We start from the raw sequence: 26,066 nt of genomic DNA, 5'->3' as shown, positions 1-26,066 counted from the left end.
CGTTTAACCCAAACCGTATTCCGAAAGAAGTTTTTTCAAATGCCGCCCATTCATCATGGAATTATCTACGACCTGCGGAATCCTCTCTTCCAAATGCTCAACGATTCTCTTCTTGCTTTCCCATGCATTATCGAACGCTGAATTCAGGGTCTCTCTCTCCATCTTGCTGATATTGTAGATCCATTCTTTTGCGCCAACCATCTCCCCCAGTATACCCCAAGTTCTATGGTCATCCTCATAGGTCAAAGAAAGAAATGGGGTTAAGACGGAAGCTGCTCCGATGCACGAATGGGTCCTTTCGCCTGTAAAAAAAGCACAATGCAATTGCATAGATTTAAGTGTGCTAACATTTAAATCATCCTCAATAGAAACCATTTGATCTTTATGTTTGCACGCCTCCAATACCCTCTTGGCCATCACACGATCATCGTGAAATTCCTTGGGACCTATCGAATGAGGGAAAAACGCTATCTTTGCACCACACTTCTCAACGATATGATCAAAATACTGAGCGTAAATACTCACACGGGCAGCCATTTTTTCAGACTCGTCGGATATGGACTTTAAACAACCATGAAAGACATCAGTCTTATTGACAAGTGTCGCCCCCACAATCACATCCTTGTCAACGTCTAAACCATGCTTCTCCAATACGGCACGACCAACGCTGGCATCATCTGGAGAAACCAGGAAAGCCTTATCCGCGGTGAGATGGATATTTGCATTCTTGATTTCCAGTTTGTCCCGCACGATACTGTAGCTTAATGCTTCACGGGTCGTAGCCAAGTTGACTCGCTCTAATCCCATTTTGAAGGCAGCTTTTGCTAAGGGGCGTTGGTACACAAATGACTTCAGACTAGTTCCATATACAATGACAGGCACGTTGATAAAATTACAAAACAGAATCAACGCATTGTGCATAATGGCGTACGCATTGTCGTGAGCACAAATGACGCAATCGACATCGTCATACGCCTTAAAAAGCTTGCTTTTGAAAATCTTTGATGGAAGGTTTTTATTAATCTTCCGCAATATCATGTATAGTAAGTGTTTCGGAAGCTGCCCCAACAGATGTTTTATCTTTACCCACTTCGTAGTACGCGCATATGGGATAAGCGTATCTGTCACCACCTCAACAGGGCTTCCATATATTTTTTGGTCATAATCGGGAGATGTCGAATATAAATAGAGCTTCTCCACTTCGATATCACCAAATGTGCTTAAAATACCACGTAGAATAGCCTCTTCACCTTTATTATGTGCAGGGATATTCTCTGGAATTAAAACTTTCATCTTTCCTCCTGGACGACTTTCGCGTGCTGAATAATTGAATAAATAGAAACAAAACTTGCTATTATGAAATTCAAGAAAAATGCTATGGAAATAGAGCTGGCTGCACCGTCAATACCGTATCTAGGCGTCAGCACCTGTAAAAGGCCCACTGCGGTACCAAGTTTCATTATTTCCAGTAAAAACCGTAATCGAGGTTGATTCAAAGCATAGAACAAGTACTGAAATGGCAAATAAACGACCTGAAAACACCAACCTATAGTGAGAATTTTTATCGCAGAAATGCTGGAAGTATAAGAAACTCCAAAACCAATTTCGACAACATATGGGCATAAGAAATAAAAGCATATCAAGCCAGTCAATATCAACATGATCGGCGCAAAAGCCTCTTCCAGATATTTACGGAATGCCTGTATCGATTGTACAGCAAGCATGGATTTAGGCAAAAAGATGCCGCTAACTGATCCTGTAAACAAAGAAAATACAAGGGCAATTTGAGCTGCAACCGAGTATTGTCCCAACTCCTCAAAGCCGACTATACGGCCTATCAGTAGAACATCGACTCGCTGATAAACATAGTAAACCAAGGTGACGCCTAAAACCCACTTGCTTAAAGCCAAAACCTCGCGAAAAGAACCACCAGAAACTCCCCCGCTTTTGACGGCCACTTTTCGCCTTAAATAATAAACACTTACAGCCATAGACACGACAGCGCCAGCCAAGTAGATAGATATGATGCTCAGCAAAGACATATCTGTCCAAAACAAATAGCAACCCACAAGACTGATGAAGACAAGAAAAGGGTGAGCAAAACCGATGATAGAATAAAGGCCAAATCGCTCTTTCTCTTGATATACGGCAGCCAACGTCCTGCTATAAACGAGAAAAGCTCCAGCGCAAGCGCTGAGTGATAGTGCTACGATAATTCCCGACGATTCAAGATAGTATCGCCCATAGCAGTAAGCGACAGGATAGCTAACAGCCAAAATAAAGGCTATATAGTACTTTTTCAAACGCAAATTCGATTCAAGAATAGCACTCTTCTGCTCTTCGCCCCCTGCGACTTTAGCAAACTTGATATATGAAATGTCAAAGCACTGCGAAATCTGCCATGCCACATTCAACACAGCCAAACAGATCGTATAAAAGCCGAAATCAACCACAGAGAGAAGCTTGGAGCACACTACAATATTCACAAATGACAGGGCTCTGCCCGCAGCAGACCCCAAAAGGACATGAGCGTAACTCCAAAACACTGATGGCATTCTAATTCTCATAAATAACCCTTTACATAGCCAAGCGCCGTGCACCACAGTGCAATAGCAGCCCCCCCTTTTACTACTGAACCATGCCCATCATCTTCATCGCAGCAATTCCTCAATCGCCTTCCTACCAATCAAGCCGTCTACAACCAAAGACTTCACACCTTCATCAATGTTACGGCTAAAAATAAAACCATTTCCAATGTCATTCATGGAAGAAATGTTTTCCCCATTTTTAGAACTGACTGCTCTCACGTTGCTTTCTATGACAAACAAACTCTCTTCAGAGAACAATCCTTTATAATCTTCACTTTGATATTTTCCGCTCTGAGCAACAAAGCTGTGCAAAGCGTTCGCATACATCAAACATGATCTGAATAAGACCTTTCCACCACTCATGCCAAGCAACTGCACGAAGAATCCTCGTCCTTTCTCATTCTTATAGGCAAAAATATCATTCGCAAAAACCACTTCATACCCATTATGATAAAATTGGAGTGGGGTGTTAACAAACACATTTCTAGAAAATACAATCTTATTACTTGACCGACTATGCCCATTTACCTTGACATATTTACAATTCACAAATTTACAATCTTTCACGAATATCTTTTTATTTGCATATTTATTATCTTTTCGCCTATGCGATATATCCAATGCAGAATCGCCACCATTCCAGTTCTCGAAATAACAATTCTCCACAGAACCGTTACTCCCAGAGTGAATCAATACGGCATCAATGTTCAAAAAATTGTCACTTTTCAAATTGGCATCGTGAAAATAACTATCCCTGAGGGTAAAAGTCTCCAAGTCTAGAGGAGCCACGCTATACATGCCTCGCTTCGGATCAAATTCAGACTTGGGACTACCGTTATTGATCCAAACGCCAATCCCACTACCAACAACACTTCCCTCGAGAGAGACGCCGCTCACTTCAACATTGCTCACTTCAACATTTCTGCACCCCTCAATGCGGAGATGTGCGCGCTTGACCTTTCCGGAAAAAAAGCAATTAGTAATTGTAACATTCTCACAATCTTCAATCAAAATACTTTGATATGCAGAATTGCCCCCTGCTCCCGACTGTGCAATCACACCATCTAAAACAACATTTTTGCAATTCTTGATGTATATAAAATTTCCTGAATACTTGTTGGCTGCCTCAGGTATAATCGCTTTCTCAAACCTAACATTGCGAATTACCACTTCTGCCTGATCCACAGCTTTAATCATTTTGGACTGCTTTATAAAAACATCCAAATTCCTTGGCTGAAACTTCCACGCCGGTTGAATTGGGTTAGCGCGGCCTTCCGGCACAAAACAAATCACGACGCCTAATAGAATAAGACAACTCATCGTAAAAAGATTAAAATGATTCATTCTCCCCCCAACACTTCAAACAGATAAGCTCATCAGCATATCAACAACATCATATCCAATCAGACCTGTGCTCAAACTCTGCACAACCGCAAACTCACACGGGTAAAACATCATGACAACCATTCACCAAATGACTTTCTATACAAACCGTACGAAGAACCACTCAAGGACATAAGCCCCACGGGATTAATCCCGATGCATTCTCAAGCCGAATAGCTGTCGGAGAGTTGGCTTCTTAGAAAAAAGTCTCAATATTTTAGGAGCAAAAAAAACAACAAACTGTCTATTTAAAGCCAAAGGCCGGGAGAACAACAGAACTCGGCGCTTTATTACACATAGACGATTTTTTATTGAGATATCAAAAGTCGGAGCCATGTTAGAGAGGGTCTCTAACATGGCTCCACAAAGAAATCAGAGATATCATGAACGACGCCTAAACTGCAGCAACAGAAAAGGGACAACTCCAGATGCTAACATAACAACCGAACTAGGGAGAGGAGTCGCTGCCACTTGGAACTCAGAGACATCAAAAGCTGCAATTCCGTTATACCCGTCTGCCACAAGTAAAATGGCGTTTTCAGAATCCAAACTTAACCCCCATGAATAAGAAAAAGGCTTAGGATCCTGCTCTTCAATAAGAACCATTGGATCAAAAATATCTAATATTGACTCCTGAGAAAGTAAACTAGGATCAGAGATATCAATCGCAAACACTCCATCAACCCCATTACTGACGAAGGCAACATCACCAAAAAATTCAATATCCAGAGGGGGCATGTCTGTTCTAAGTCTAACACCATCAAGATCTATCCCGTTGGGGAGAGCAACAGTGGAGACATGAGTGGGTTGACCAGGTGTCTCGATATTATAAACATCGACACCCACGCCTTGTGTCAAAACGTAGGCATAATTATCTTTAACACCAATATCCCAAACACCTAATGGGCTTTCTTTATTTTGCGGAACGTACGCTTCAGCAAACATATTTGAAGGATCAGATATGTTAACTACCGAAAAGCCACCTGGAGGGTTAGCTACGTATGCATAATTCCCCTGAATCGCAATCCCTTGCGCCTCTATCTGTCGCCCTGTCTCTTTTTTGAACCCAATTCGATCAAGCTCAACAGGTTGGTAGGGATTTGAAACATCAACACTGGTCAAACCACCCATAAAATCTCCAACAAACAAGGTGTGACCACTCATCATCAAGTTGGATGATCGGTAATAAGGATCGTCAGCATAAGGATTGAAGCTTGAAATCAATTCTGGCTTAGACTTATCCGCCAAACTAAATACTCGAATCCCATTAGTTCGTTCGGCCATATAGAGATAATCATTGTTGGCATAAATTGAATATGACTCATCAGCATTTACATCTCGATCTAACCACCAATCTGTTTGATACATATTTGAGTAATTAGAAACATTAATCGTCCGAAGATCTGCCCACCCGCTGGCAAGATATGCATAAGAACCTTGCTGCCAAACATCTCTATAAAGACCAGGCTCTAAAAATGCCCCGACTTGGGTTGCTGCTCGCGCAACTTGGGTTGAGCAGGCGACAAAAAAAGCCAATACTATATATGCAACCATAGATTTCTTCACAGCTATTGCTCCACATCTTTTTAAAATCATATTGGAACATTTGTGCCAACAACAAAAAACACTGATATATCGGATGCATAGGCAAGCTACTCTAATACCAAAGTTAACAAGTCACTTTCGTGCAAAACCCAATCCGTTTTTTCCGGACTTAACTTTGTAGCTTTGGTAGATATGAGACCTATTTCTAGAAACGCTTCAAGCGCGTCCGCGATTAATGACTCTGAAAGCTATTCGCCGATCGATTGACCATCAACCTAGCAAGGTGTTAGTTGCCTATAAGCCATACGGATAATTAGGAACTTGGAAGACAGGGTTTATCCAATACTCGATTGGATAGGATTGAGCAGTTTCTTGCTGGACGTAAATGTCACTTGTGCCGACCTTGAGAATCCTGAGGATATAGAACGAAGGTAAAAACTGTCTATCCCTAGGGAGGCTTAAGCAAATGTAGCCCCGAGTCCTGCTGCTCAGAATGATTTTTTACATCTTCCGTGAAACCAATGGTTTTATCTGGGGACAAGTTCTAGAGCCCCTTGAAGGAGTCCATCGTACATGACCAGATCAACTGGCTTTTTTTTGCATAGACGAAATGAAGAGGCAAGACATAGTCGGCGGGGAAACCGTTCAAAATAAGCTTAGAGAGTATTATAAATGCAAAAAAGAATTGAATGGATAGATATCGCGAGAGGAATAGCGTTTTTAATGATCATTTATTCTCACATAGATTTTACTAATGATTTTCTGATGATCTACTTCTCCCCAATTTTTCTCACAACCTTTTTTTTTATTTCTGGATACTTATTTAGTACTAAACGCAGTTTTGTTGAAACACTAGAACAACGATTTAGGACATTAATGATTCCTTGGTTAATTTATGGTCTATTTAATATACTTCTTTCCCAAATAGTATCTTTGAACAACCATGCACCACTCGCTGCAGAATTAATAGATATGTTTAAATCAATACGTGGTGAGAACGATAACCTTTGGTTTTTAGCATGCCTTTTTGTAGCATCTATACCATTTTATATTTTTATTAAATACATACCAAACATATTTCTACTTCCACTTTCATTTATTTTTTTTATAGTTAATAAATTCCTATTTGTGGGGCAAATTCCATGGTATATCAACCTTATCTTTCCTACCATGTTTTTTATGACACTTGGGTATATATTTAAACAACATGAAAGCCATTTCAAATTCATAAATTCTGTAACATTTCTAAGTATATCGATACCAATATACATACTTGGAACCTTTCTGTACTATTACTTTACAAATGAAAAGATCAGTTTTGTCCCAACGCATTACATAATTGGCGGGCTTGCAATCACCCTTCTAGGACTTTTGATATGCATTTCTATCTCAAAGCAATTAACTATTCTTAAATCTTTTCTGGTGTTCATCGGTTCTAACTCTCTGTTATATTTTTGTCTTCATGGGAAGGTCTACAGTGTCTTACAGAAACTGTATTACGTTACTAGTTCACACTTTGTTTACTACACATCATCAAACATATCTCGATGCATTGTAGGTATAATTATAACAATATTGACGGCATTAATATTAATAGTTCCCGTAAAAATTATTAATAAATTCTTCCCATTCTCAATCGGTAAAGGTTTTAATATTATAAAACTACTAACATTGCTTTGCCACGATTCTCCCAAAACTCGTAGGCGAAATCATCATTAATTCAAAACGTCACTTGGAAAATTTATTGGTAAACCTTCGTACCTAACACCCATCCACCATTACTAATAGAATATGATTTTCAAATAATCATCTCCTTTGCCAATAGAGCTAACCAGATCGTCATAAAGATTAATGCTCAAATGGCTAAAAGACCCTCGCCAAGAATAACTGTACGATATTTGTTGGGGTCTATATCGTAGTAGTCGCACACATTACCGAGCCCCCCTGAGACCCTCACCGAGAAGTTTCTGAGACATATGCCCCCCCGACTGGACCTCTGATTAGTATAGCGATAAACAGCAACTCTCCAGACATATAAGAACCTTAATCATCTACAACCTCCCACAAAACACTTCCAGGACATTCTAAAAAATTTTAAATATAATAAATTCAACGCAAGAAAACAACTAACTAGAAACAACTCTACGTCTGTTTTTTCTGGACTCACCTCAAAAATATAATAATACACCCTCAATTGGATAACATTTTGATCCTTCTCAGAGTCTAGCAGTATTTACATTTCTACAATTAATTCAAACACTTAACTTTCACTTTTACTTTTTTCCAAAATTACCAGACGCCATTTTCAATTCATAACTCAATCCACCTAGACTAGTGTAAAAATGAGCCGTCAACTTCGCCAACGGCTCTTTGTCTTATACGAAGTACCAACAATCAGATCTCAATTGTCGTCCGTTTCCTCATCGATCTCATCCACCAGTTCATCCAACTCGTCATCGCTATGCTCGGCGTAACACGACTTGTATCCCTCTTCTGTGACAAAGACACCAGTTACAACCAAGATCCCGACAGCCACGCCGCCGATGAAAGTCCAGAACTCACGCATAACTTACTCCGTGGTTTAGGTTTCGAATTCAGTACTGCATCGATTGCAGCGCCATCCTCTAATAATGTGCCGGTCAATCTGTTCACCAACTTGGTTGCCTACGGCGGAACCAGCGAAGAAGCCTGCGAGGGCTCCGGCCAATCCTCCGGCAAGGAGGCCTAGGCCCGTTCCAACGACCGGGACTACCGAGCCTATGGTTGCTCCAGCTGTCGCTCCAGCGGAAGCACCATAGTAGCCAGCAGCTCCACCGGCGACGCCTCCGACTGCGGTTCCAACTTTTTGGGTAGTGTTGACCAAAACGACGTGCGCCGAGCTTTCGCAGTTCGGGCAGATAGGAGTCTCTTCACTCATATTTTCCTCGGGATTTGATTGTGGTTATTTGAGCAGCGCACCACGGAGCATAGCGAACATGGCGGGAGCCAGTTCAGACAACTCGTTGATAGTGCGGCTGTGATCGGGGAGTAGCTTTTTGATAGACTCGGACAGGATGCCCAGGCCGTAGACTTCGACGCCGAAGCGCCTGCCTCCCTCAATGGCATCGAGTGCCACGTTGAATGAGTCGGGATCGCCGTCCGTCAGAATCAAGACGATCTTGCGCGACTCGGTTAGCGGCAGCATTTGTTGCAGCACCCACCAGAAGGCTCCACCGAGCGGGGTGCCGCCGGTGGCGCTTACGGCAAAGCCATCGTGCCCTCTGTCTCCGTGCTTCAGGATAGGGCAGACCGTGGGATGTTCAGTCCTGTCGTGGCCTTCAGCCGGTTTGCCTGCCGGAAAGGCTGTTACTCCCACGTTGATTCCGTCGATTGCATCCAGGGCCGTGGCGACTGCATGGCACACCTGTGTTGTCAACTGGATACGTCGTCTCATGGAGCCGGAGGAGTCCAGTAGGATGTGAACAGCGGTGTTGATACCAACACGTTCCCCATTCCGTTTGAACACGCGTGCGTCTGCCACCGAGAGCCGATGCAGTTGCCGTGCGTCTAGCCGACCATGCCTGCCAACCTTCGTTCGTGTAAGCACGGACGATTGAAGCAGCCCTTGAAGTTGCGTTCGGAGGGCAGTCGATGCCCGTTTAGCCGCTCTTGCATCTTCGGGCGCTATAGGCTTCGCTGACTTGGTGCCGAGTTGAGCGACATGGAGTGCCTCGCTCAGGTCTTTGGGGGTTTCCCTGATCAGGTTATCAGCCAGAGCTTCCCCCATATTGTCAGGTAGATCTGCTTCATCTGTATTAATCAAGCGTTTTAACGCCTCTGAAGGGAGACGGCCTGGGGTGCCCTTTTTCGTAGCTTTTCCCTCACTCGAAGCCTCATTTTGCGGGGGCAAAATAGCCGCTTTATCCTTAAGGATTGAAACGACCTCGCGAGCATACAGGATACAATCCTGAGTCGAATCGCAATAGGCGTTGACCTTCTTCAAAACAGAATTCAAGTGTGTAGTCAGGCCGGGATAGTGAGCCTCAACAAAGCTTCCGACTGCATCCCGTTGTCCGTTGAGCGAAGGGACATCCCAAGCGCGGACAGACAGCAAGAGCCAATTCAGAATAGCCATGGCTGGATCGGCTGTCTTTTCGGATGGGTTCCCGAAGAGATCCTTGATCAGCCAATTGAAGTTTTGGCGGCAACCAGGGAACAAACGGGCCAGCCGGTGCTCAACCCGCCAATCTTCAAACGTATTCCACACGTGCATTTCCAGCGGAGTCAGGTTCGCCAGGCACAACCAATCGAAGCGCGTTTCACGAATGTGGGCAGCCTCGTGGTCGATATAGCCACGGGCCAGGCCAATGAGCGTCTCGCTGGATTCCAAAGGGAGTGCGGGCAGATGAATAGTGCTTCCATCCGTATAGGCACCCCTTCCGCCAATGGCGACTTTCACGCCGTATTTACGCCCTAACACCGAAGCCACCATGGGCAGAGATCGCATGATGAGTTGATTCTTCATGACGATCACCAAAGCCCGTGGCTGTCGATTTGGTGCTGGTGAGCTTGTTCAGGGATAAACTCAGCTTCGGAGGGAGGCAATTCTTCCGACACAGGCTGAATCGTGTCAGCAACCAATCCGGCCAGGATTTCGGATGAGTCCTGCCCATCCAAAATCTTCTGCCCATGAGTAACAAGCGTTACCGGATCTCGGAGCAGAGAGACTACGCCTTGTAGCATAACCAGCGCGCTCCCATGGATGTACCCGCGTTTGGGGACACGATTGAAAGCCGTATCCAGCAAATCTACTACCGGCACCACGCGAGGCTCAACAAAGGTCAGCCCAGCGAGTTTGCTATGGATGGAACGCAGAGGCGAAAGTGCCTTGTGCGTCACCTTGTCTTTGCCTTCAAAGCAGCGTTTCCATGTGTCGCTAGCGGCCTTAGCCACCTCGTCAAACAAGGTTCCGCCCAGTTCGCTCACCTCATTTTGCAGTCCATGCCCAACAACGTTGTCATTGGGTGGAACGAGCTTGAAGAATTGCCATTTGAAGTCCAACCGACTGCGGACGTAATCCGCACTTACCGAAGAAGAACCAATCAGGCTTTCCCAGCCGGGATGCTGAACGATCCAGTCTTTGATGGCTTCATCGTATCGGTTGAGAAACTGTGCTTTTGCATTCAGGAAGTCAGCCCGAATGTCGGTCAACTCAGTTACGATCTCATCAGCCTTGTCTTCCGGGATACCCCAGCCGCCGAGGAAGCGGACGCCAGTCCTATCCAGCAGGTTCACGGCGCGAGCCTTGAGAGTCCCAAAAATCCGCAGTTCTTTGGGATCGCAAATTTTCTTGCTACCCAGTGATGCCAGTTCTTCGGGCGGCAGTTCTGCACCACCAAAGTCTACAGGCAGTAGCTTCTTACGCGCAGTCCAAATCTTCACGTCGAGATTCAGAGCGATCAGGTTGTCGAGAACAGTTATGTCGATATTCATCATTTTTCATTCTCCTCTTGTTGCGGGAACATGCGTTGAGCAAGCTCATGCAGCACCGTCCGGGTCTCCGGCGTGGCGCGATAAGCAAGAGCGCGATCGAGCGCATATGTCACGGGTTGGATGCCCTGTCGGGCTAACGGTTGGAATCGGACTGTGAGATCTGCCCAGCGAATCAGGGTACGAGTTGAGAACGTCACCTCAATGGTGTCGCGGAAGTTGCCGTCCGCTTCGCCCATAAAGAGCTTCCGCACTTCGTTGGCAAATTCGACCATCTTCGTGCGCACTTCTTTGGGCAAGCCGGGAGCCTTTCGATGCAGCAATTCGCGTTCTGCCTTGGGCTTGGGATAGCCGATTTCGCACAGCCAGAAGCGGTCCATGAATGCGAGATTCTGGCGAAGAGTACCTTGGTAGAGCCCCGTTTCATCATTGCCGCCGTTGGTATTGGCCGTGGCCGCAAATCGGAACAAAGGATGAGGTTTGATGATCTCCCCACCGTTCTCCGGAATGCAGAGCGGATCTCCATCCAGAATGCCGTTCAAGCCAGCAACCGTTGCCGGATCAAGCAGGTCGATCTCATTGAGCAGGAAGAGACCACCGAATTTCATGGCCAATGCAAGCGGCCCATACAGGAAAGACATGTTCGAATCCTCCACGGTCAGATGGCCCACCATATCTGGAAAATCCAGCCGCCCATGACCGGTGATGTCGAACACAGGGTAATTGAGCTTGGCAGCAAGCTGTTTGATGAGACTTGTCTTTCCACTCCCTGCGGGGCCAAAGACGTACAGCGGATCGGATGAGTCCATAAACCACACGACTGCATCATGGCTGGAGTCGTGAAACACGTATTCCGGCTTCAGATCTGGGGTGAACGAAGACGCGGACGCAAAGCCGCGCACTGTGCGTTTGGACGTTTTGCCACTGAAGGTTTCACCGGCGTCGAGGTCTACAGGTTGCAATGTTTCTAATTCTTTGAGGGATTCACTCATGATTTTCTCCTTTAGGAAATAGAAAAGACGCACCCCCGTGAGGAGATGCGCCTTTCTGCTTTTCGTATTTCTAAATACTATGCTGCCGATTTCAGCGGTTTGTTGATCTTGCTGACATACAGCCGTTCATGTGGCTTGCCTAACTTTTCGCACTGCTCCAACGCTTTTTGCGCTTTAAGTTCATCACCAATCAATGAGGTTAAAGTGTCCAGAACCTGGGAGCGATCCAAAGTCTTGCGACCTGCAATGTTTGCAACACGGAAACGACGATCTCCAGCCGAGAGCCAATTCTGCCCACCAACAAGGCGATATGTTTGCCGGATGCGTTCTTCTGACTCTACGATACGCTTCTCCAGAGCGGCCTTTCGCTCTTTAAGCAAAGCAAGCTCTTCCAACTCCAGGCCACAGGCTGAATCAAAAGGGAGATTCACGTCCTGAAACTTTGGACAGTCCGCATTGACGTCACACCAATCACAAAGGGGATGAAACCCTCGACAGTAATCAAGGTCATTCAACTCCAGACTGCCAGTACGCACATCCTCAGCTGTTCGCCAGATGGCAACCACCGTCTGCAAGCACACCTCAAGCATGCCCTCTTCCGGCAGATAAGGACCGAATGGCCTAACCTCGGACAAAGAGATGGAAAGCACCCACGCCTCGATATCCACGTTATCCGGAGAATCGGGGAATGCCACACCAAATATGGACTGCATAGCTTGCGGAAACGTGACCGATTGCGCCGCCGTTTCCGGGACGGAAAAGCACGGCTCGGTCCAGCAGGATTTGAGCAAGCCCACCTGCCCATAGAGCTGTGTTTCATATGAGGCATACAGCGAATCGGGAATTCGCTCGTTGCTCTTGAGTTCCAGAATCCGCACGGCTGGTCGTTTTCCGCCCCAGACCAGAGTAAAGTCCAGATGTGCCTTGATAGGCACACTGTTGTGCTCAATGGCTATCTCAAGCTGCGGTATAAGTTTTACGCCAGTGGTCGCTAGAGCCAGTTCAATACCATGCTCCTGCCAATGACCTCGTTGCAGGATGATCTGTCGTCCAAGGGTATGGGCAAGATCTTTGGGAGCAAGCTCGCCTACGGCAGATATGGCGGGAAAGATGGCTAAACCAAGCTTGTTGGCCACGGCTGCCCGCATGCATTCCATCCCTTTGCCAATGTCGGACATGCCAATGTACTGACTCCTATCCCCAAGCTCGTTAGCTGTTTTCTGCTCGGCATGAGTCAGGAGTCCCTGGGTAAGAAGCCGCAACAATCCCTGCGATTTGGTGTCATCATGCTGCATCTGTATACCTCCACCAGACCTTGCGAATGCCATCCCAGCGGAACCCGGCCTTACGCAAAAGCTCTTTCTTGGAATGAGTATCGCCTGTAGCTAACACACACTGCTTGCCGTCATTGGCTGCGCCCTTTCGGTACTGCACACCGTCGAGACGGGGCAAATTTGTCATGCCAGTATCACCACTCTTGGGAGTCAATTGGGGCTGCGAAGCATTCGAATTCCTCCCATAATTCCGGGGGGAAAATCCGGGATTGTGCGGTTCTCCCTGAAAGGAAGCCAATTCGCCATCATCATCGCTCTCGGTCACAATCCCAACCAAAGCAGCCATCCCGTAACGACGGGCGTAGGTCATGGCAGAACCATAGCCCTGCGGGTCACTCTTGGGCAGCGGCATCGTCAAGAGGGATGCCTGCCATTGTCCAGTCTCAGCGTGGACAAGCTTGGTTACCAGCCCTAACTGGTTCGCTTCCACCGACACCGGATACTGGGTCAACCAAATGCCATGCTCAAGCAGGGCATCCCGGCATGCATTCATGACGGAATGCAGTGTTGCATACCGACTGTTAGTGAACGTGTTTTCTGCATCCCTCAACGCCGGAGAAAGCATCTGCTGCACCTGAATCATCGCCTCTGCCAACTCAGTAATCTCGGAAGAATTCATCTGTGTTTCCATATTTTCCTCCCAACAATGAAAACACCCCAGGCCGCATGTAGCGGCCTGGGGCTTTGGTTATTTCAAGAACTCCAGCTAAAAAGCCAGGTTGTTCAATTTAATGATATATGTCTGATTTCACTTGAACAGCACATACGCTGTAAGCATGTGCAATACGTGCAGAATGTGCGATCGTTCTCTATTGACATCATACTAGGACTTCACTCAAACGCTGCCGCACACAATACACAGAACGCACTATTATATAGACAGGCTAGAGTGCACTCAGACCTTCAGCTATCAGAGTGTAGCCACGAACCGTGGTCCCCCTCACGCTTTTGAATTCTTTGATCTCTCCTTTGCTATTATGGGCTAGGCAGTCTTTCTCATTCAAGAGCTTCAGTAGATTCTTTATTGATATACCCTTGCAGAGTTCCTTGCGAAACGCCGGAACCTTCATGAAATACCGCACTTCGAAGTTGTCGAGATAGCGATACCCGACCGCATTGTATGGTTGAAACTTATCATGTAGTTCACCAAAACGCGTTTCACCGTACATTTCTATATATTCACGGACTCGTTCCAGGGCTTTGTCCTCTTCCACATTGCCGATGCCACCGCGCCACGCAATCCAGTCGCTAAACAGTTGGGACATGGCTTTGTCGGACGTCTGTCCCGGCCACGGCAGAATACCGAGTTCCGAAGCAATCTCTCCTGCGGCGGCTGACAGACCGAATCGTGCACAGACTCGCTGCACCTGCCCGGAAGCATCGACCGGACAATACTGTTCACGGAACCGATTGATCCTGTCACTCACGGATTTGCGACACACATCGGGAGCCGCCACGAGTTGTTGAAGGAAGGCCCGCAGGGGAGTCCCATAGAACTTCACGGACTGTTGAGAGAGGTAATCACTCAGTTCTCGCCCGCTTGCGAAGTCATGCAAGTTCTCATAGATCCCCAGACCATCACCGGCATTAGCCGCGACATCAACCACGCGGACCATCTGACCGGCCAGAGAATCAAACCTGAAGTCTTCGCTGATCTTGTCACTCAGCGTCTTTTCGCCGCTTGACAGGAAGGCCAGCACCCACTCTTTGCGGGCTCTGGCATTGCCCTTCCGGTTGGCTCTGCCCTTCCCCTGCCCATTGGCCAGCATATATGCAACCTCGCTGACCACTTTGGGCGTGGCCTGGCTGATCTCATCCAGACACAACAGGTTGTCATTGTGGAGAGCGGCGGTGCTTTCCAAGGCATTATCCGTCGCTCTCCACTGGCGCAGGAACGGCTTCCCCGCATTTCCACCACAAACAGAACCAGCAACCTTCAGGGCCGTGGTCTTTCCGCATGAGGAGTCGCCGAAGAGGTGAAGGCCTCCGCCCTCCATACCCAAAAGGCGTAGAAGGCAGCCTGTCAGGGCAAAGGACACGGCCAAAATCAGGCGGCTGTTTCCCACGCAGTAGCGACCAATCTGCTCCTGCCATTCTTCGAGTGTACCCGCCGTATTGAAGAGATCGTCGGACACAGCACTTTCGAGAATGATAGCCTCATCACTCCTCCCACCGATCACGCCATCCGGCAGAACGTAGGCCTCGCCATGCCAACCGAGCTTGTCCACTTTTCTGGCGAACTTCCCAGGTTGAGCAGTGAGGAGATATTCCTGCAACTTGGTGCGGGCGAACTTGGTGGGCGGAAGGCTCAGGCCATGATCAAGCAATGAGGCCCGCCATGGATCACCGTTAGCGCCTAGGTCACTCATACTAAGCTGAATCTCATGTTGAACGCCTTCCGGATCGGTCAGGCTTACCAGCCTCCCCCACGATGAATTCTGTGGGTTCCGCACGAAGGCCTTCACTTCCAATGGCGAGCAGATAAACTCTCGTCCGAGATCCGGCTCATCAGGGTCCGTAATATAAAACAGCCCGGCTTCATCACTGACGAAACGCTCTGCTGTCACCTTTTCAGCATCCTTCTTACGCCACAGGACTGTCGGACTTTTCACGCCACAATTTCTGCCACAGTCCCAGATGCCTTTAAGCGTGGCACAGGTATGTGGCTTATTGCCCATAACAGCCCGCTTAATCTTCATCTCAGTCTCGACATAATCGTAATTAGGATACGGCTTGCTAAGGCTGTGAATGGCATCCCTGCCACGCTTGCCAAGCGGAGCCAGCACATTGACCATGCCAAACCATGCTTCCTCCGAGAGAGTTTCTGCATTCTCACGACAATATTTGATATAGCTGCAGCGCTCCAACTCGGATACCGCCTTTGTCGGATTCATAAGGGAGTCCCATGAGTGAACCTGCTTATGTGCTTCCTGGAACAATTCCACGATCTTCGGGACCGGGGTAGGGAGCACGCATTCCGTTTTCTCCAGACACCTCTTTTCCAATGTCAGCTTTTCCAGGTCATCATAAGTAAGGGAAGACAGCTCTTCATACGAAACCGGCACCTTATATCGCCCATTCGAACGCTGGATGTTCTCACAACGGAGCAGCCGCCCGGCTCCCATATTGTAGATGCTCATATCCACCGTCCCGATCCTTCCGGGAATTCGACTGAGCAGAATTCCAACAAACGCCTTGTGAATCAAGGGCAAAAGCGCGTCTCCCTCCATATCGCCATACACGGCTGCAGGGATAACGATATGCAGCCCCTTCTTGCCACTCAACCATATACGCAGCACTGCCGGGTCTATTCCCAAAACGATGAGCCCTTCAATGAAAACCAAAGCATCGACCACAGCTCTTGCAGGATCCTTGGCATAATCAAGATCCAGAACCAAATCCCCGTTACGGATGGGCTCCGGCTTCCCCTGTTGGGGTTTGTGCGAAAAGGTCATGGTCGAAATAAACTCCGCACCATCACGAATGGCCTGGGCCAACGTCTCTTCGGAAAACTCCAACCACGTTCGGCGGCCAGGTTTTCCATACTCTTTTTTTGCGTAACAAAAGAACCTTGTCAGCATGTCTCTTCTCCTTACATGTTCAAAAGAAAAGGCCAGGAGTTCATTCTCCTGGCCTTCCTTCCGTCTCCAAATCAAAACGGAATCAATCTATTTCTTTAAGCCACCAATCCAAAAACGGATCACGGACAATCAGCACCTTCCGCGCCCCGTGTCGCATGAAGCACTCTGAAGGAATCTTCTTCTGAGCCCGCAGGTTCTGGACCGTCCTCCATCGGACAGCATCACCGGTTAGTGCATCCAAAGATGTTCCGGCGAATACAGGGGGGAGGTGATCGGTCAACTGTTGTTTCAATTCAAGCATGGCAAACTCCTAACTTTCTTTACAGTTCATAGGATATCACCAGCGAATGAAACTTTACACGAAAGCAAAATCGAAGCGGATTACCTCTCCCTTCCATTATAAAAGAGGACACTTCATATATTACAATAATAAAGTCATCAAACCTGACACCACTTTTTAACCAATAACAATACACTGTAATAAAAGGATAAAACACTTAGAATATTCTAATTTTTTAATACGGTATGCTGCAATTTTAATTTTAGTATATTGAAATTTCAATTTATGTATTTTGTATAAAAAATATTTTTTGTATTTTGATATGTCAATTATTACAAAAAGCAAGAAAGCCACCCAACATCCACAAATTATCCCTTAGCAAATATCGAAAGTGTATAAATCAAATGAGTCGTGGCTGCCGTACAAAGTAGCCACGCCTAGCCCTTTTGAGACCTGGGACCCAACGCGAGGCATCAAAACGGCCATCTGCCCCTCTGACCAAAAGGCCGTCAGAATACAACAACTCTGCCAACCGCTTTGAAGAAACGGTGTCGCAAAATAACGCCTTAAATTGTGCTGTGGGGAAAAAGACACCTTTCACCCTTTCGTCAGCAAAAATGTAGCCATCGTAGTCAATACCTTTTTGACATCTAACAGCGTCTCCCATCCGTGCACTAACGGACTCTTTTTGAATAAAATCAACAACTCGCCGCACAGCCTCTTTCTCATTTTCTGTTCTGTTCATAGTCCAGTCTATGAACAGTCGCTCAAAAGCATCTGAAACCGTAGTAATGGCCAGAGGGAAATTCAGAGATTCGCTTGTACGAATAAGTGCAACGCTCATGGCAGAGAAAAGGCGTGATGCAATATCTGTAGTCGCTCTCCCCTTTTTAGAGAGGTACGTACTAGTTCTTTCCTGCTGAGCCACCAACTCATCGCAGGAGACATTAAGCAGATACCTAATAAAGTGCGGGCCCGCATGCCCGTAGTGCTGTTCAAAATCCAACAGTTTGCCGACCTGTTCTCCAAGAACATTTGGCAGCTCAATATTTATGATACATTCGTCGCCCTTCCCTGTTTTAACAGGTGCCTGCCCTGTCGACAGGATTGCATGCCTCAAACGAGATCCGTAGGAAGTATCAAGAGTGTCTCCGTTCAACAGGCGGCGTAGAAGATTTCTAACTTTGGTCTGACTTATGGAATCATTAAAATTGATGGCGATCAAACCGTCATTGTGAGCTGCTGCGATTTCGCCAATATGTTCTGAAACAGCAGAATAGCTCTGCACGAAAGATCTACCTCCCCACACAGAACTGGCCACCTTCAGAACGTGCTTTCGCTGCACAGACGTCCCGCCCCACAAATGGACCACAAAGCTTGAGCAGTTGATTGGTCTAAGCAGAGGCCCGGCCAAGGAGACAGCCAAGCCCAAAAGCAACACATCAGGTATAGGCTGCACCTTCAGCGCCTGCCCCCACTGCTCAAGATTTCCTGAAAAAACATGCCTGCATTTATACGAATCCCCATACAGAAAAGGCGCGGTAGGCATTTCGAAAAACTGTTTATACGGGAAAGAATAGGTTAGAATATTTCCAAACTGGCTCCAGCCGGCATGAGTGCTCCCTTGTGACAAAACCGGCCCCTTCAAATCGGCAATCCCCAGTTCTTCGACAGAGAGAGCAAATTGGTATGCCAAATCCTTCTTAAAAACCTTAATTCCAATTTTTTCCAACGAAAACAAAATAGCCTTCTTGCTCTCCCCGGCAATCTTCAAAGAATAATACGAACGCCCTTGATCCGGACTCAACGTGTAGCCCCAGTATTCTCCATACTCATCACGGAGAGTCTGCATTGCTTGGTAATAAGTACAAATTCGCTCTCCGGCTTCAGGCCTTCCGTCCACGGCAAGATAAACATACTTCCCATCGTTAAAGAACAACGAAGCAGGTCCAACCGCTTCGGCTGGCATGTACGGCAATGCAAGGGGGGTTGTGACACCGCAGTTGGTTGGGCAGGTATATTGAAATCGTTGAGCCAAATCCTCACAATGTTTGGAAGGCATATCATGAGTAAGCCAGGAAGAGGCATAATCAGCCTCTCGCATCTTGGGATTGACAACACCAGCGCAGACACATAGCCGACGGAATGAACGAACATTCAAGGCACCGCAGACCCCGCCCAACAAATACAGCTCGTCTTCGTCTTCCCAAACGGTTGTGGACGCAACATCTTGTAGCAGTGCACACTGCTTGAGATTTCCCAATTGATAGGGGGAAGCCCAGACACTATGTCCTACAGCATGCTTGGCCCTCAAAAAGACATCCCTCATCAAAGACATCTTTGCGGGCACCTTAGGCCTATGTCGAGTGTAGTACTCTACCCAATTTATGGGGATATCATTCCAAGAGTCATGAAGGAGATGTGGGGCATCAACGGATGGATCCAATTGTTTAATAAGTTGTTCTTTGGCATGCCACTCTTCAGAGAAACATGGAACGTAATGTAGAAAAGGGTTGATCATCGCTACAACTTTGACCTTAAGCCCCCCTTCGGACAAAAAACGTTTTATCTCCTTATTCATCGCTATATATACTGAGTGCAGCCCTTTATATCCTCGTTCATTAGAAAACGCCCTCGCATCAACTTGCAAAAACAAAGAATCCTCACACTTGAAGAATTCGATCTGCCGCCTATCGACAGCATACCTCTTTATAAGCAAGGTCCAATACGCGTAGAGTATATGAACAGCGCTCTCAAAGGAATCATGTTCAACTCGAACTACGTAATCTCCGTATCTACTGCCATCCGCCGCATCACTAAAGAGAGACACAGATTCTACGCCACTAGCCCTGCACCATTCCAACATGGATTCTGGAGGAACATCATTAGAAAGAGCCAATTTCAAAGGCATCCCATTCAATCTTCCGCATTTTCTTGAGAGAAGCAGAGGCACGCCGGATGCAGTTTCATATTTCTTATGACCAATCATTCAAATTCTCCGGATTAGTTATTCGCTCTGCGTAACGGTACGACCTTGCCCTTATCCGTCGACAGCCCGCCTTCAAGCCCGGCCAGCGCCGTAGCTTGTGCGTCCTCCGACCCCTTGACGTAGCGCATGGCCATTTGAACGGTACGCCAGCCCATGACGTCCATGAGGTCGCGAAGATTCAGACTCCTGGCGAGGTTGGTGGCTACGGTGTGCCGAATGCTGTGAAAAGTCAGACGGTTTCTCTTGGTTTGCCCCTCATTGAGCTTGAGCTCCTTATCTACCACCCTCTTGAAAGCTACCGGTGCTTGGTAATAGGGGGTACCGTTTTCTTTGGTGAACACATATTCTTCGGGTTCTTTCTCGCTCCCCAGGAGTACTCTGATGGAAGGAGAGATAGGCAAGGACCGGGCATCCTTATTCTTGGTCTCAGTAAATGTGAACCGCTCGGCCAACAGATCCACATCACGCCATCTCAAATTGTAAGCCTCGGAGGCACGGCAACCGGTCAGGAAAGCGAACTTGGTCATACGCCAGGCAGCCTCGTCCGACTTTTCCAGACAGTCGAGAATCGCCTCTGCCTCATCGGGTCTGATCACCCTGAGCCGACGGTTGCTATTGCCGGGTCCAGTTACACCAATACGCTTGCCGGACGGAGGAGCTTCATCCACGATTTGCCGCTCGTAGGCATACTTCAGGATACGTCGAAGCGTCCCGGTGACATACTCTACCGTTCTTGGTGCTTTCTTCTTGCTCGTTAGGTTCGCAACAAGCTCGTCCCACTCGGGCATTCCGATATGACGTAATGGACGTTCTCCCAAACAGGGAGAGAGCCACAAGCGGTAATGCCCTTCCTCTTTCTCCCATGTGGATTGCTTTTTCTTCGTCTGGGCGAACTTCAAATACTTGGGCCAGATCTCATCCAACGTAATGAGCTTTGCCTGCTCAAGCGCCTCTTTCTTTTCTCTGCGATCTCTCTGGTCCTTGAGTGTGTATGGCCCCTGGCCAGTCTTGGCATTCTCCTTGAGCTTTCGGAGCAGGTCATAACACTTGGTGGGCGTCCATCCCTCACTAGCCCAGCCGCATGCTTCAGAGACAGTCTTCCCCTTCACCTTGTAGGTGAGGGTATAATACCGATCTTTGTGGATGCCGTGGCGACGCTCTGGATGTTCGCGATACCGCAAGCCGGGATAGATTCCTCCACCCTCTTTCTTGGTTCGCTTTACCCGATGCCATACTTGTTTGCCCATTTTGCCTCCGATTTTGTACAACTCCTGTACAACTTTTTAGGCGTTATGGGTAGTGTGATCAAGTGATGACGTATGATCGAAAAATCAACATTAATTCAATGATACAAAATAATTACTGTAAACCAGTGAAAACCTGTGAAAACGCGTGAAATCACAAAAATCTACAAAAAATCGACTTAAAATCCCTTTTACCTTTGTTCTCATTGTGAATCACGCATAGATTTAAATTACCTTGACTTAATTTAATGACATTGTTCAGATTCTACTGATGTTTACACTGACTACTGACGCCATCACCACCTTTGCCATTTTCGGTACTGCAGCCCTGCTCTTCATTAGCAACCGACTTCGCGGCGACATTATCGGAATCCTTGTCATTCTCGGACTGAGCTTGAGCGGCGTATTGACTCCAGAGGAAGCAATAGCCGGATTCTCAAATCCAGTACTCATCATTTTGGTCTGTATGTTCGTAGTTAGCGACTCTGTTGCCTATACAGGCGTCGCCCAACGGCTAGCAAAAAACATGGTGCAAATGGGCCAAGGAAGCGAGTGGCGACTGCTTGCCCTCATGATGGCAGGCGCCGGACTTGTCGGCTCGTTCATGAACTCCACAGCCACGGTCGCTGTATTTATTCCACTGGCCCTCGCCGTATGCAGGCAGACCAACCTCAACAAAAAGCGACTTCTGATCCCCATTTCTGCAGCAGCATTAATCAGTGGTATGATGACACTTGTCGCGTCCACCCAGAACCTGATTTCCAACCAGCTCATGGTTACAAACGGGTTCGAACCCCTCGATTTTTTTGCCTTTACTCCGTTTGGCATATGTGTACTTAGTGTTGCCATACTCTTCATGCTATTTTTGGGTCGCCACATCCTTGATCGCAAAGGCTTTCGCAATGCTACCGCCAATACAATCGGGACCGAAGAAATCATTAAGAAGTATGGACTTGAGGATAAGATTCGCCGCTTTCGGATTAAGGCCGGCTCATCACTCATTGGTAAGAGTATTTTTCAAGCTCGTCTCAGGCAAAGCTACGGCGTTGACCTGCTGGCGGTTGAAAAGCCCACTCTGCGAAGTCGACGTTTCGTCAAGCCATGCTTGGACAGCCCGTTTGCGCAGGATGACACTCTTCTGCTGTTAGGAGACACCGACAAGCTGGAGACTGTTGCAGAGAAGAAGAAGCTTCAACTTCGACGCCGGCTACATGGCGGTGTACGTGAAGCCATGCTGCAAGAAATCGGAGTCGCAGAGATCCTGATCGGCCCTGACTCTGGTCTCATTGGTCACACATTAAGGGATTCCCAATTCGGCAAGACGTATCGTGTGACAGTACTCAGCGTACGAAGAGGAGGGAAAACCATCTCGGACCAAGCTGCTAATCACAAACTTCGCTTCGGCGACATATTGCTGGTTTGCGGCGGTTGGGAAGACATCCTCAACCTGACCAAAGAACGCATCAACTTCGTACTGCTGACCATGCCGCATGAAAGCTGCGAAGTACTGCCTGCGCGCCACAAAGCTCCTATAACCATGACCATACTAGCCCTTATGGCAGGAGGCATGGCGCTTGAAGTACTCCCCACAGTGCTGATGGCAATACTGACAGCACTAACTCTCATGCTGACTGGATGCGTTGATATCAAAAAAATTTACCGCAAGATCAGTTGGCAGACTATCGTGCTGATCGGCGGCATGCTCCCCCTTGCAACGGCAATCACCAATTCGGGCGGTTCCGACATCATTGCTTCGTTCTGGACATCAATAGTTGGAGGATGGCCACCGCTTGGAATACTTGCCGCTCTGTTCTTCCTGACAACATCCATTGGGCTGTTCCTGCCAAGTGCCGCCACAGCCGTCTTAGTCATACCCATAGCCCTTGAAGCAGCCCCTGCATTTGGGATCCCGCCACACGCCTTGGTTATGACAGCCACCATAGCCTGTGCATGCCCATTCATCTCCCCCTACTCCTCTCCCGCCAACCTTTTGGCAATGGAAGCGGGCGGCTACGAATTCAAGGACTTCATCAAAGTTGGTGTCCCGATGCTTATGTTGGCGGCTGTCATCACTATCTGTTTGGCACACTATCTCTACCTGTAAAAAGATTGGTTATTCCTCTCACGGAAAGACCAGCACGATTCCTTAACAACACACAAAAAGAGGCTATCCAATTCAGGATGGCCTCTTTTACTTTCTATTGTATGGCAGAAAGGATTTGAACCCCGCTTACGTTATTTTCTACCATCTCAGATTGCCCTCAATTATTCGTCCGCATAGAATACGATTTAGAGCATATTCCTTGATTTCTCACTCATAAAAAGACTGCTGTAATATGGGAGGAGGTTGCTATGAATACCGTTAAGATCATTATAGCACTTACATTCCTGCTTCTTAGTGGCTGTGTTGCCCATATGCAGCCTCCAGAATGGACGAATACAGCAGAGGCAAGATACGCCGAAAACAAAGACTATCTGGAGCCAAGAGTAGAATCCGCTGATTCGAGCTTTTCAGAGGTATACTGCCTCTGCGAAGCATATCTTAAGCTTTATGAGTTTGAGAAACTTGAGGGGTGCTTAAACCTGCTCGAACAAAAGATCGATTCAGGCGACAAGAGCGTTATGGGTTTTGATATGTCGGCAAGACCTTACATGCTGAAAAGCGAGATGTACATTGAGCTAGGAGAATATGACGAAGCGATTACAGAAGCTCAAAATGGGTACGCATACGCTATCAAGGAAGATCTGCACAGGCTCAATTATATAGAGCTCATAAAACTCTATGGCCACGCATATGCTCTTAAAGGAGACCGAGAAGGGGCTTTCAAAGCCATTGACGAATTGAATGCAATATATCTTGGGTATCCATTCAGCCTTCTCCAAGAAGATCGTGATAGAGGATTGGCAAAAATCTACTTCGCCCTCGGGATGTACGACGAAGCTGTGGAGGTCACATCCAAAAGGTACGCCTTTAATGAATTAGCTAAAGCTCTTGGTGGGTTAGTTGCCGGTTCAGGCGATTATTTTCTTTTCATGGATCTTCCCTATAAATACATCAAGTACAAGAGCCTTCTCGAATCTGGGCATATTGAACAAGCGAAAGAGGGATATGATGAACTCTTGAGTATGGATCAAGTCTCACACAGCGGATCAATATACTGGAATGTGCTCTATGACCGAGGGCGAATAGCACAAGCGGAAAATAATATTCCGACAGCCCAAGAATATTACCGGAAAGCGATTGAAGCCATCGAACTTCAAAGAGGGTCGGTGGGAAATGAAGCTTCGCGCATAGGCTACATCAGCAGCAAGCAGAAGGTTTACGCAGACATGATCGATCTGCTCGTAAACCAGAAACTCGACAGCTTAGCGCTGATGTATTGTGAAAGAGCAAAAGCCAGAGCACTAGTAGACCTGCTCGCCCAACGGAGCTCCTTTTCACCGGAACAAGAGACTGCAGAACAACAGCAAGAAATCCTGGCTCGACTGAACCAAGCCGAAGCGGCCTTCTATCGAGCAGATCAGCGGAACACTCAAAATGACAAAGAGAGGCAAAAAAGAGCCATCGGGGCCATACGCAGAGAACTATCGAGTGAATACCCCGAGCTTGCGACCATGACCACGGTCGAATCTCTTGAACCGGAAGCCATCCAAGATTTCATAAGAGACGGCGAAACCTTGATCGAGTACTATTCGTACGAGCAGAACCTTTACGCTTTTATGGTAACAAAGCATGAGGTCCAGGCCATTCGACTGGATTCACAAGACCTCACTGCAGATGTTCAAGCCTTTAGGCAAGCGATCATTAGTGAATCCGATCAAACCCAAGCCCTGGGCCGCAAACTGTACTCGCGACTGATCGCCCCACTACCAAACCACCGTGGGAGAGAAAGACTGTTAATCGTGGGGCACGGAGTCTTGCACTATCTCCCCTTCAACGCCCTGATCGGACCTGAAGGTTACCTTATTGACTCTGCGACGATACGCTTTTTGCCCTCTGCCAGTGTAATGCGCTTTTTGGAACGTCGCCACTCCACACAACAACATGAAATCCTGCTCCTTGGTAATCCGGATCTGGGCGACCCAATGTTTGACCTTTCTGGCGCAGAGGTCGAGGTCAGAGAGATCAAAAAGATGTGGCCGGACTCAACTGTCCTTCTTCGGGAATCGGCCACGAAACAATCTTTACAAGAGGCAGGCAGACTCTTCCGCATGATTCATATTGCAGCCCATGGTAAATTCCAATCGGATGCCCCATTGGAATCCGCCATCCTGCTTACACCTACTACAAAAGACGACGGACGCCTCAGCGTAGACGATCTGTACAGTATGGAACTGAATGCTGACCTAGTGACCCTCTCAGCGTGTGAAACTGGCATGGGAGAAGTCAAAGGTGGAGATGATGTCATAGGCCTTAGTCGAGGCTTCCTCTTTGCAGGAGCTCGCTCGCTTGTCACATCACTATGGCCAGTACCGGACAGAGAAACCACTTATTTGATGATTGAATTCTACAGAAACCTTAAGCACATGAGCCGTGCTGACGCGCTCCGCGAGGCTCAGTTGAAGACAAAAAATGAATTCCCATCCCCATTTTTCTGGGCAGCTTTTCAACTGACAGGCAATAGTGAATAAATCATAAAAAAGCCCCTCTCCCAAACAGG

17 protein-coding genes are annotated in these 26,066 nt (G+C 47.3%); 2 read left to right on the top strand and 15 right to left on the bottom strand.

The features are described from left to right. Nucleotides 1–3: 3 nt before the first annotated feature. The 15 genes from HFN16_RS13725 to HFN16_RS13650 all read right to left on the bottom strand — a co-directional run bounded on the left by HFN16_RS13725 (nucleotide 4) and on the right by HFN16_RS13650 (nucleotide 21,408). Nucleotides 4–1,293, bottom strand: a complete 1,290-nt coding sequence (locus HFN16_RS13725) for a polysaccharide pyruvyl transferase family protein (protein WP_168891297.1) — start codon at nucleotides 1,291–1,293, stop codon at nucleotides 4–6. After that, nucleotides 1,290–2,555 carry an oligosaccharide flippase family protein gene (locus HFN16_RS13720; protein WP_168891296.1) on the bottom strand — a complete coding sequence of 422 codons (1,266 nt, stop codon included), beginning with the start codon at nucleotides 2,553–2,555 and terminating at the stop codon, nucleotides 1,290–1,292. The genes HFN16_RS13725 and HFN16_RS13720 overlap by 4 nt, the downstream gene beginning before the upstream one ends. A gap of 96 nt (nucleotides 2,556–2,651) precedes the next feature. Next, nucleotides 2,652–3,932, bottom strand: coding sequence for a hypothetical protein (locus HFN16_RS13715; protein ID WP_168891295.1), 1,281 nt, complete (start codon nucleotides 3,930–3,932; stop codon nucleotides 2,652–2,654). Between the two features lie 420 nt (nucleotides 3,933–4,352). Continuing rightward, nucleotides 4,353–5,537: a hypothetical protein gene (locus HFN16_RS13710; RefSeq protein WP_168891294.1), complete on the bottom strand. Its 1,185-nt coding sequence runs from the start codon at nucleotides 5,535–5,537 to the stop codon at nucleotides 4,353–4,355. A 2,380-nt stretch (nucleotides 5,538–7,917) separates the two neighbouring features. After that, nucleotides 7,918–8,082, bottom strand: a complete 165-nt coding sequence (locus tag HFN16_RS13700; protein WP_168891292.1) for a hypothetical protein — start codon at nucleotides 8,080–8,082, stop codon at nucleotides 7,918–7,920. A gap of 15 nt (nucleotides 8,083–8,097) precedes the next feature. Further along, entirely contained in the window at nucleotides 8,098–8,433 is a 336-nt protein-coding gene (locus HFN16_RS13695) for a hypothetical protein (RefSeq protein ID WP_168891291.1), read from the bottom strand. A gap of 24 nt (nucleotides 8,434–8,457) precedes the next feature. Further along, nucleotides 8,458–10,020 (bottom strand): hypothetical protein, encoded by a 1,563-nt coding sequence (locus tag HFN16_RS13690; RefSeq protein WP_168891290.1) that lies wholly within the window; start codon nucleotides 10,018–10,020, stop codon nucleotides 8,458–8,460. A 5-nt stretch (nucleotides 10,021–10,025) separates the two neighbouring features. Further along, entirely contained in the window at nucleotides 10,026–10,991 is a 966-nt protein-coding gene (locus HFN16_RS13685) for a DUF3150 domain-containing protein (protein WP_168891289.1), read from the bottom strand. After that, nucleotides 10,988–11,977 carry an AAA family ATPase gene (locus HFN16_RS13680; RefSeq protein ID WP_168891288.1) on the bottom strand — a complete coding sequence of 330 codons (990 nt, stop codon included), beginning with the start codon at nucleotides 11,975–11,977 and terminating at the stop codon, nucleotides 10,988–10,990. The genes HFN16_RS13685 and HFN16_RS13680 overlap by 4 nt, the downstream gene beginning before the upstream one ends. 77 nt (nucleotides 11,978–12,054) lie before the next feature. Beyond that, on the bottom strand, nucleotides 12,055–13,272 hold the full coding sequence (locus tag HFN16_RS13675; protein WP_168891287.1) for a hypothetical protein: 1,218 nt from the start codon (nucleotides 13,270–13,272) through the stop codon (nucleotides 12,055–12,057). Continuing rightward, on the bottom strand, nucleotides 13,262–13,942 hold the full coding sequence (locus tag HFN16_RS13670; RefSeq protein WP_168891286.1) for an ERF family protein: 681 nt from the start codon (nucleotides 13,940–13,942) through the stop codon (nucleotides 13,262–13,264). Before HFN16_RS13670 ends, HFN16_RS13675 begins: the two co-directional genes overlap by 11 nt. 253 nt (nucleotides 13,943–14,195) lie before the next feature. After that, a complete protein-coding gene (locus HFN16_RS13665; protein WP_168891285.1) occupies nucleotides 14,196–16,892 on the bottom strand; it encodes a DUF927 domain-containing protein in 2,697 nt (898 codons plus the stop codon). Nucleotides 16,893–16,974: 82 nt separating this feature from the next. Then, nucleotides 16,975–17,193 carry a hypothetical protein gene (locus tag HFN16_RS13660; protein ID WP_168891284.1) on the bottom strand — a complete coding sequence of 73 codons (219 nt, stop codon included), beginning with the start codon at nucleotides 17,191–17,193 and terminating at the stop codon, nucleotides 16,975–16,977. A 379-nt stretch (nucleotides 17,194–17,572) separates the two neighbouring features. Next, nucleotides 17,573–20,161: a DUF927 domain-containing protein gene (locus tag HFN16_RS13655; protein ID WP_168891283.1), complete on the bottom strand. Its 2,589-nt coding sequence runs from the start codon at nucleotides 20,159–20,161 to the stop codon at nucleotides 17,573–17,575. Nucleotides 20,162–20,175: 14 nt separating this feature from the next. Continuing rightward, entirely contained in the window at nucleotides 20,176–21,408 is a 1,233-nt protein-coding gene (locus tag HFN16_RS13650; RefSeq protein ID WP_168891282.1) for a site-specific integrase, read from the bottom strand. Nucleotides 21,409–21,676: 268 nt separating this feature from the next. Here HFN16_RS13650 and HFN16_RS13645 point away from each other — a divergent pair, with 268 nt between their 5' ends. Continuing rightward, on the top strand, nucleotides 21,677–23,509 hold the full coding sequence (locus tag HFN16_RS13645) for an SLC13 family permease (protein WP_168891281.1): 1,833 nt from the start codon (nucleotides 21,677–21,679) through the stop codon (nucleotides 23,507–23,509). Nucleotides 23,510–23,757: 248 nt separating this feature from the next. Continuing rightward, nucleotides 23,758–26,037: a CHAT domain-containing protein gene (locus HFN16_RS13640; RefSeq protein ID WP_168891280.1), complete on the top strand. Its 2,280-nt coding sequence runs from the start codon at nucleotides 23,758–23,760 to the stop codon at nucleotides 26,035–26,037. Nucleotides 26,038–26,066: the final 29 nt, after the last annotated feature.

Origin of the sequence: Pseudodesulfovibrio sp. zrk46, from assembly GCF_012516435.1 — a bacterium.
Taxonomy (GTDB): Bacteria; Desulfobacterota; Desulfovibrionia; order Desulfovibrionales; family Desulfovibrionaceae; genus Pseudodesulfovibrio.
The sequence above is the reverse complement of the archived record's forward strand: the minus strand, read 5'-3'. Positions and strand labels throughout refer to the sequence as shown.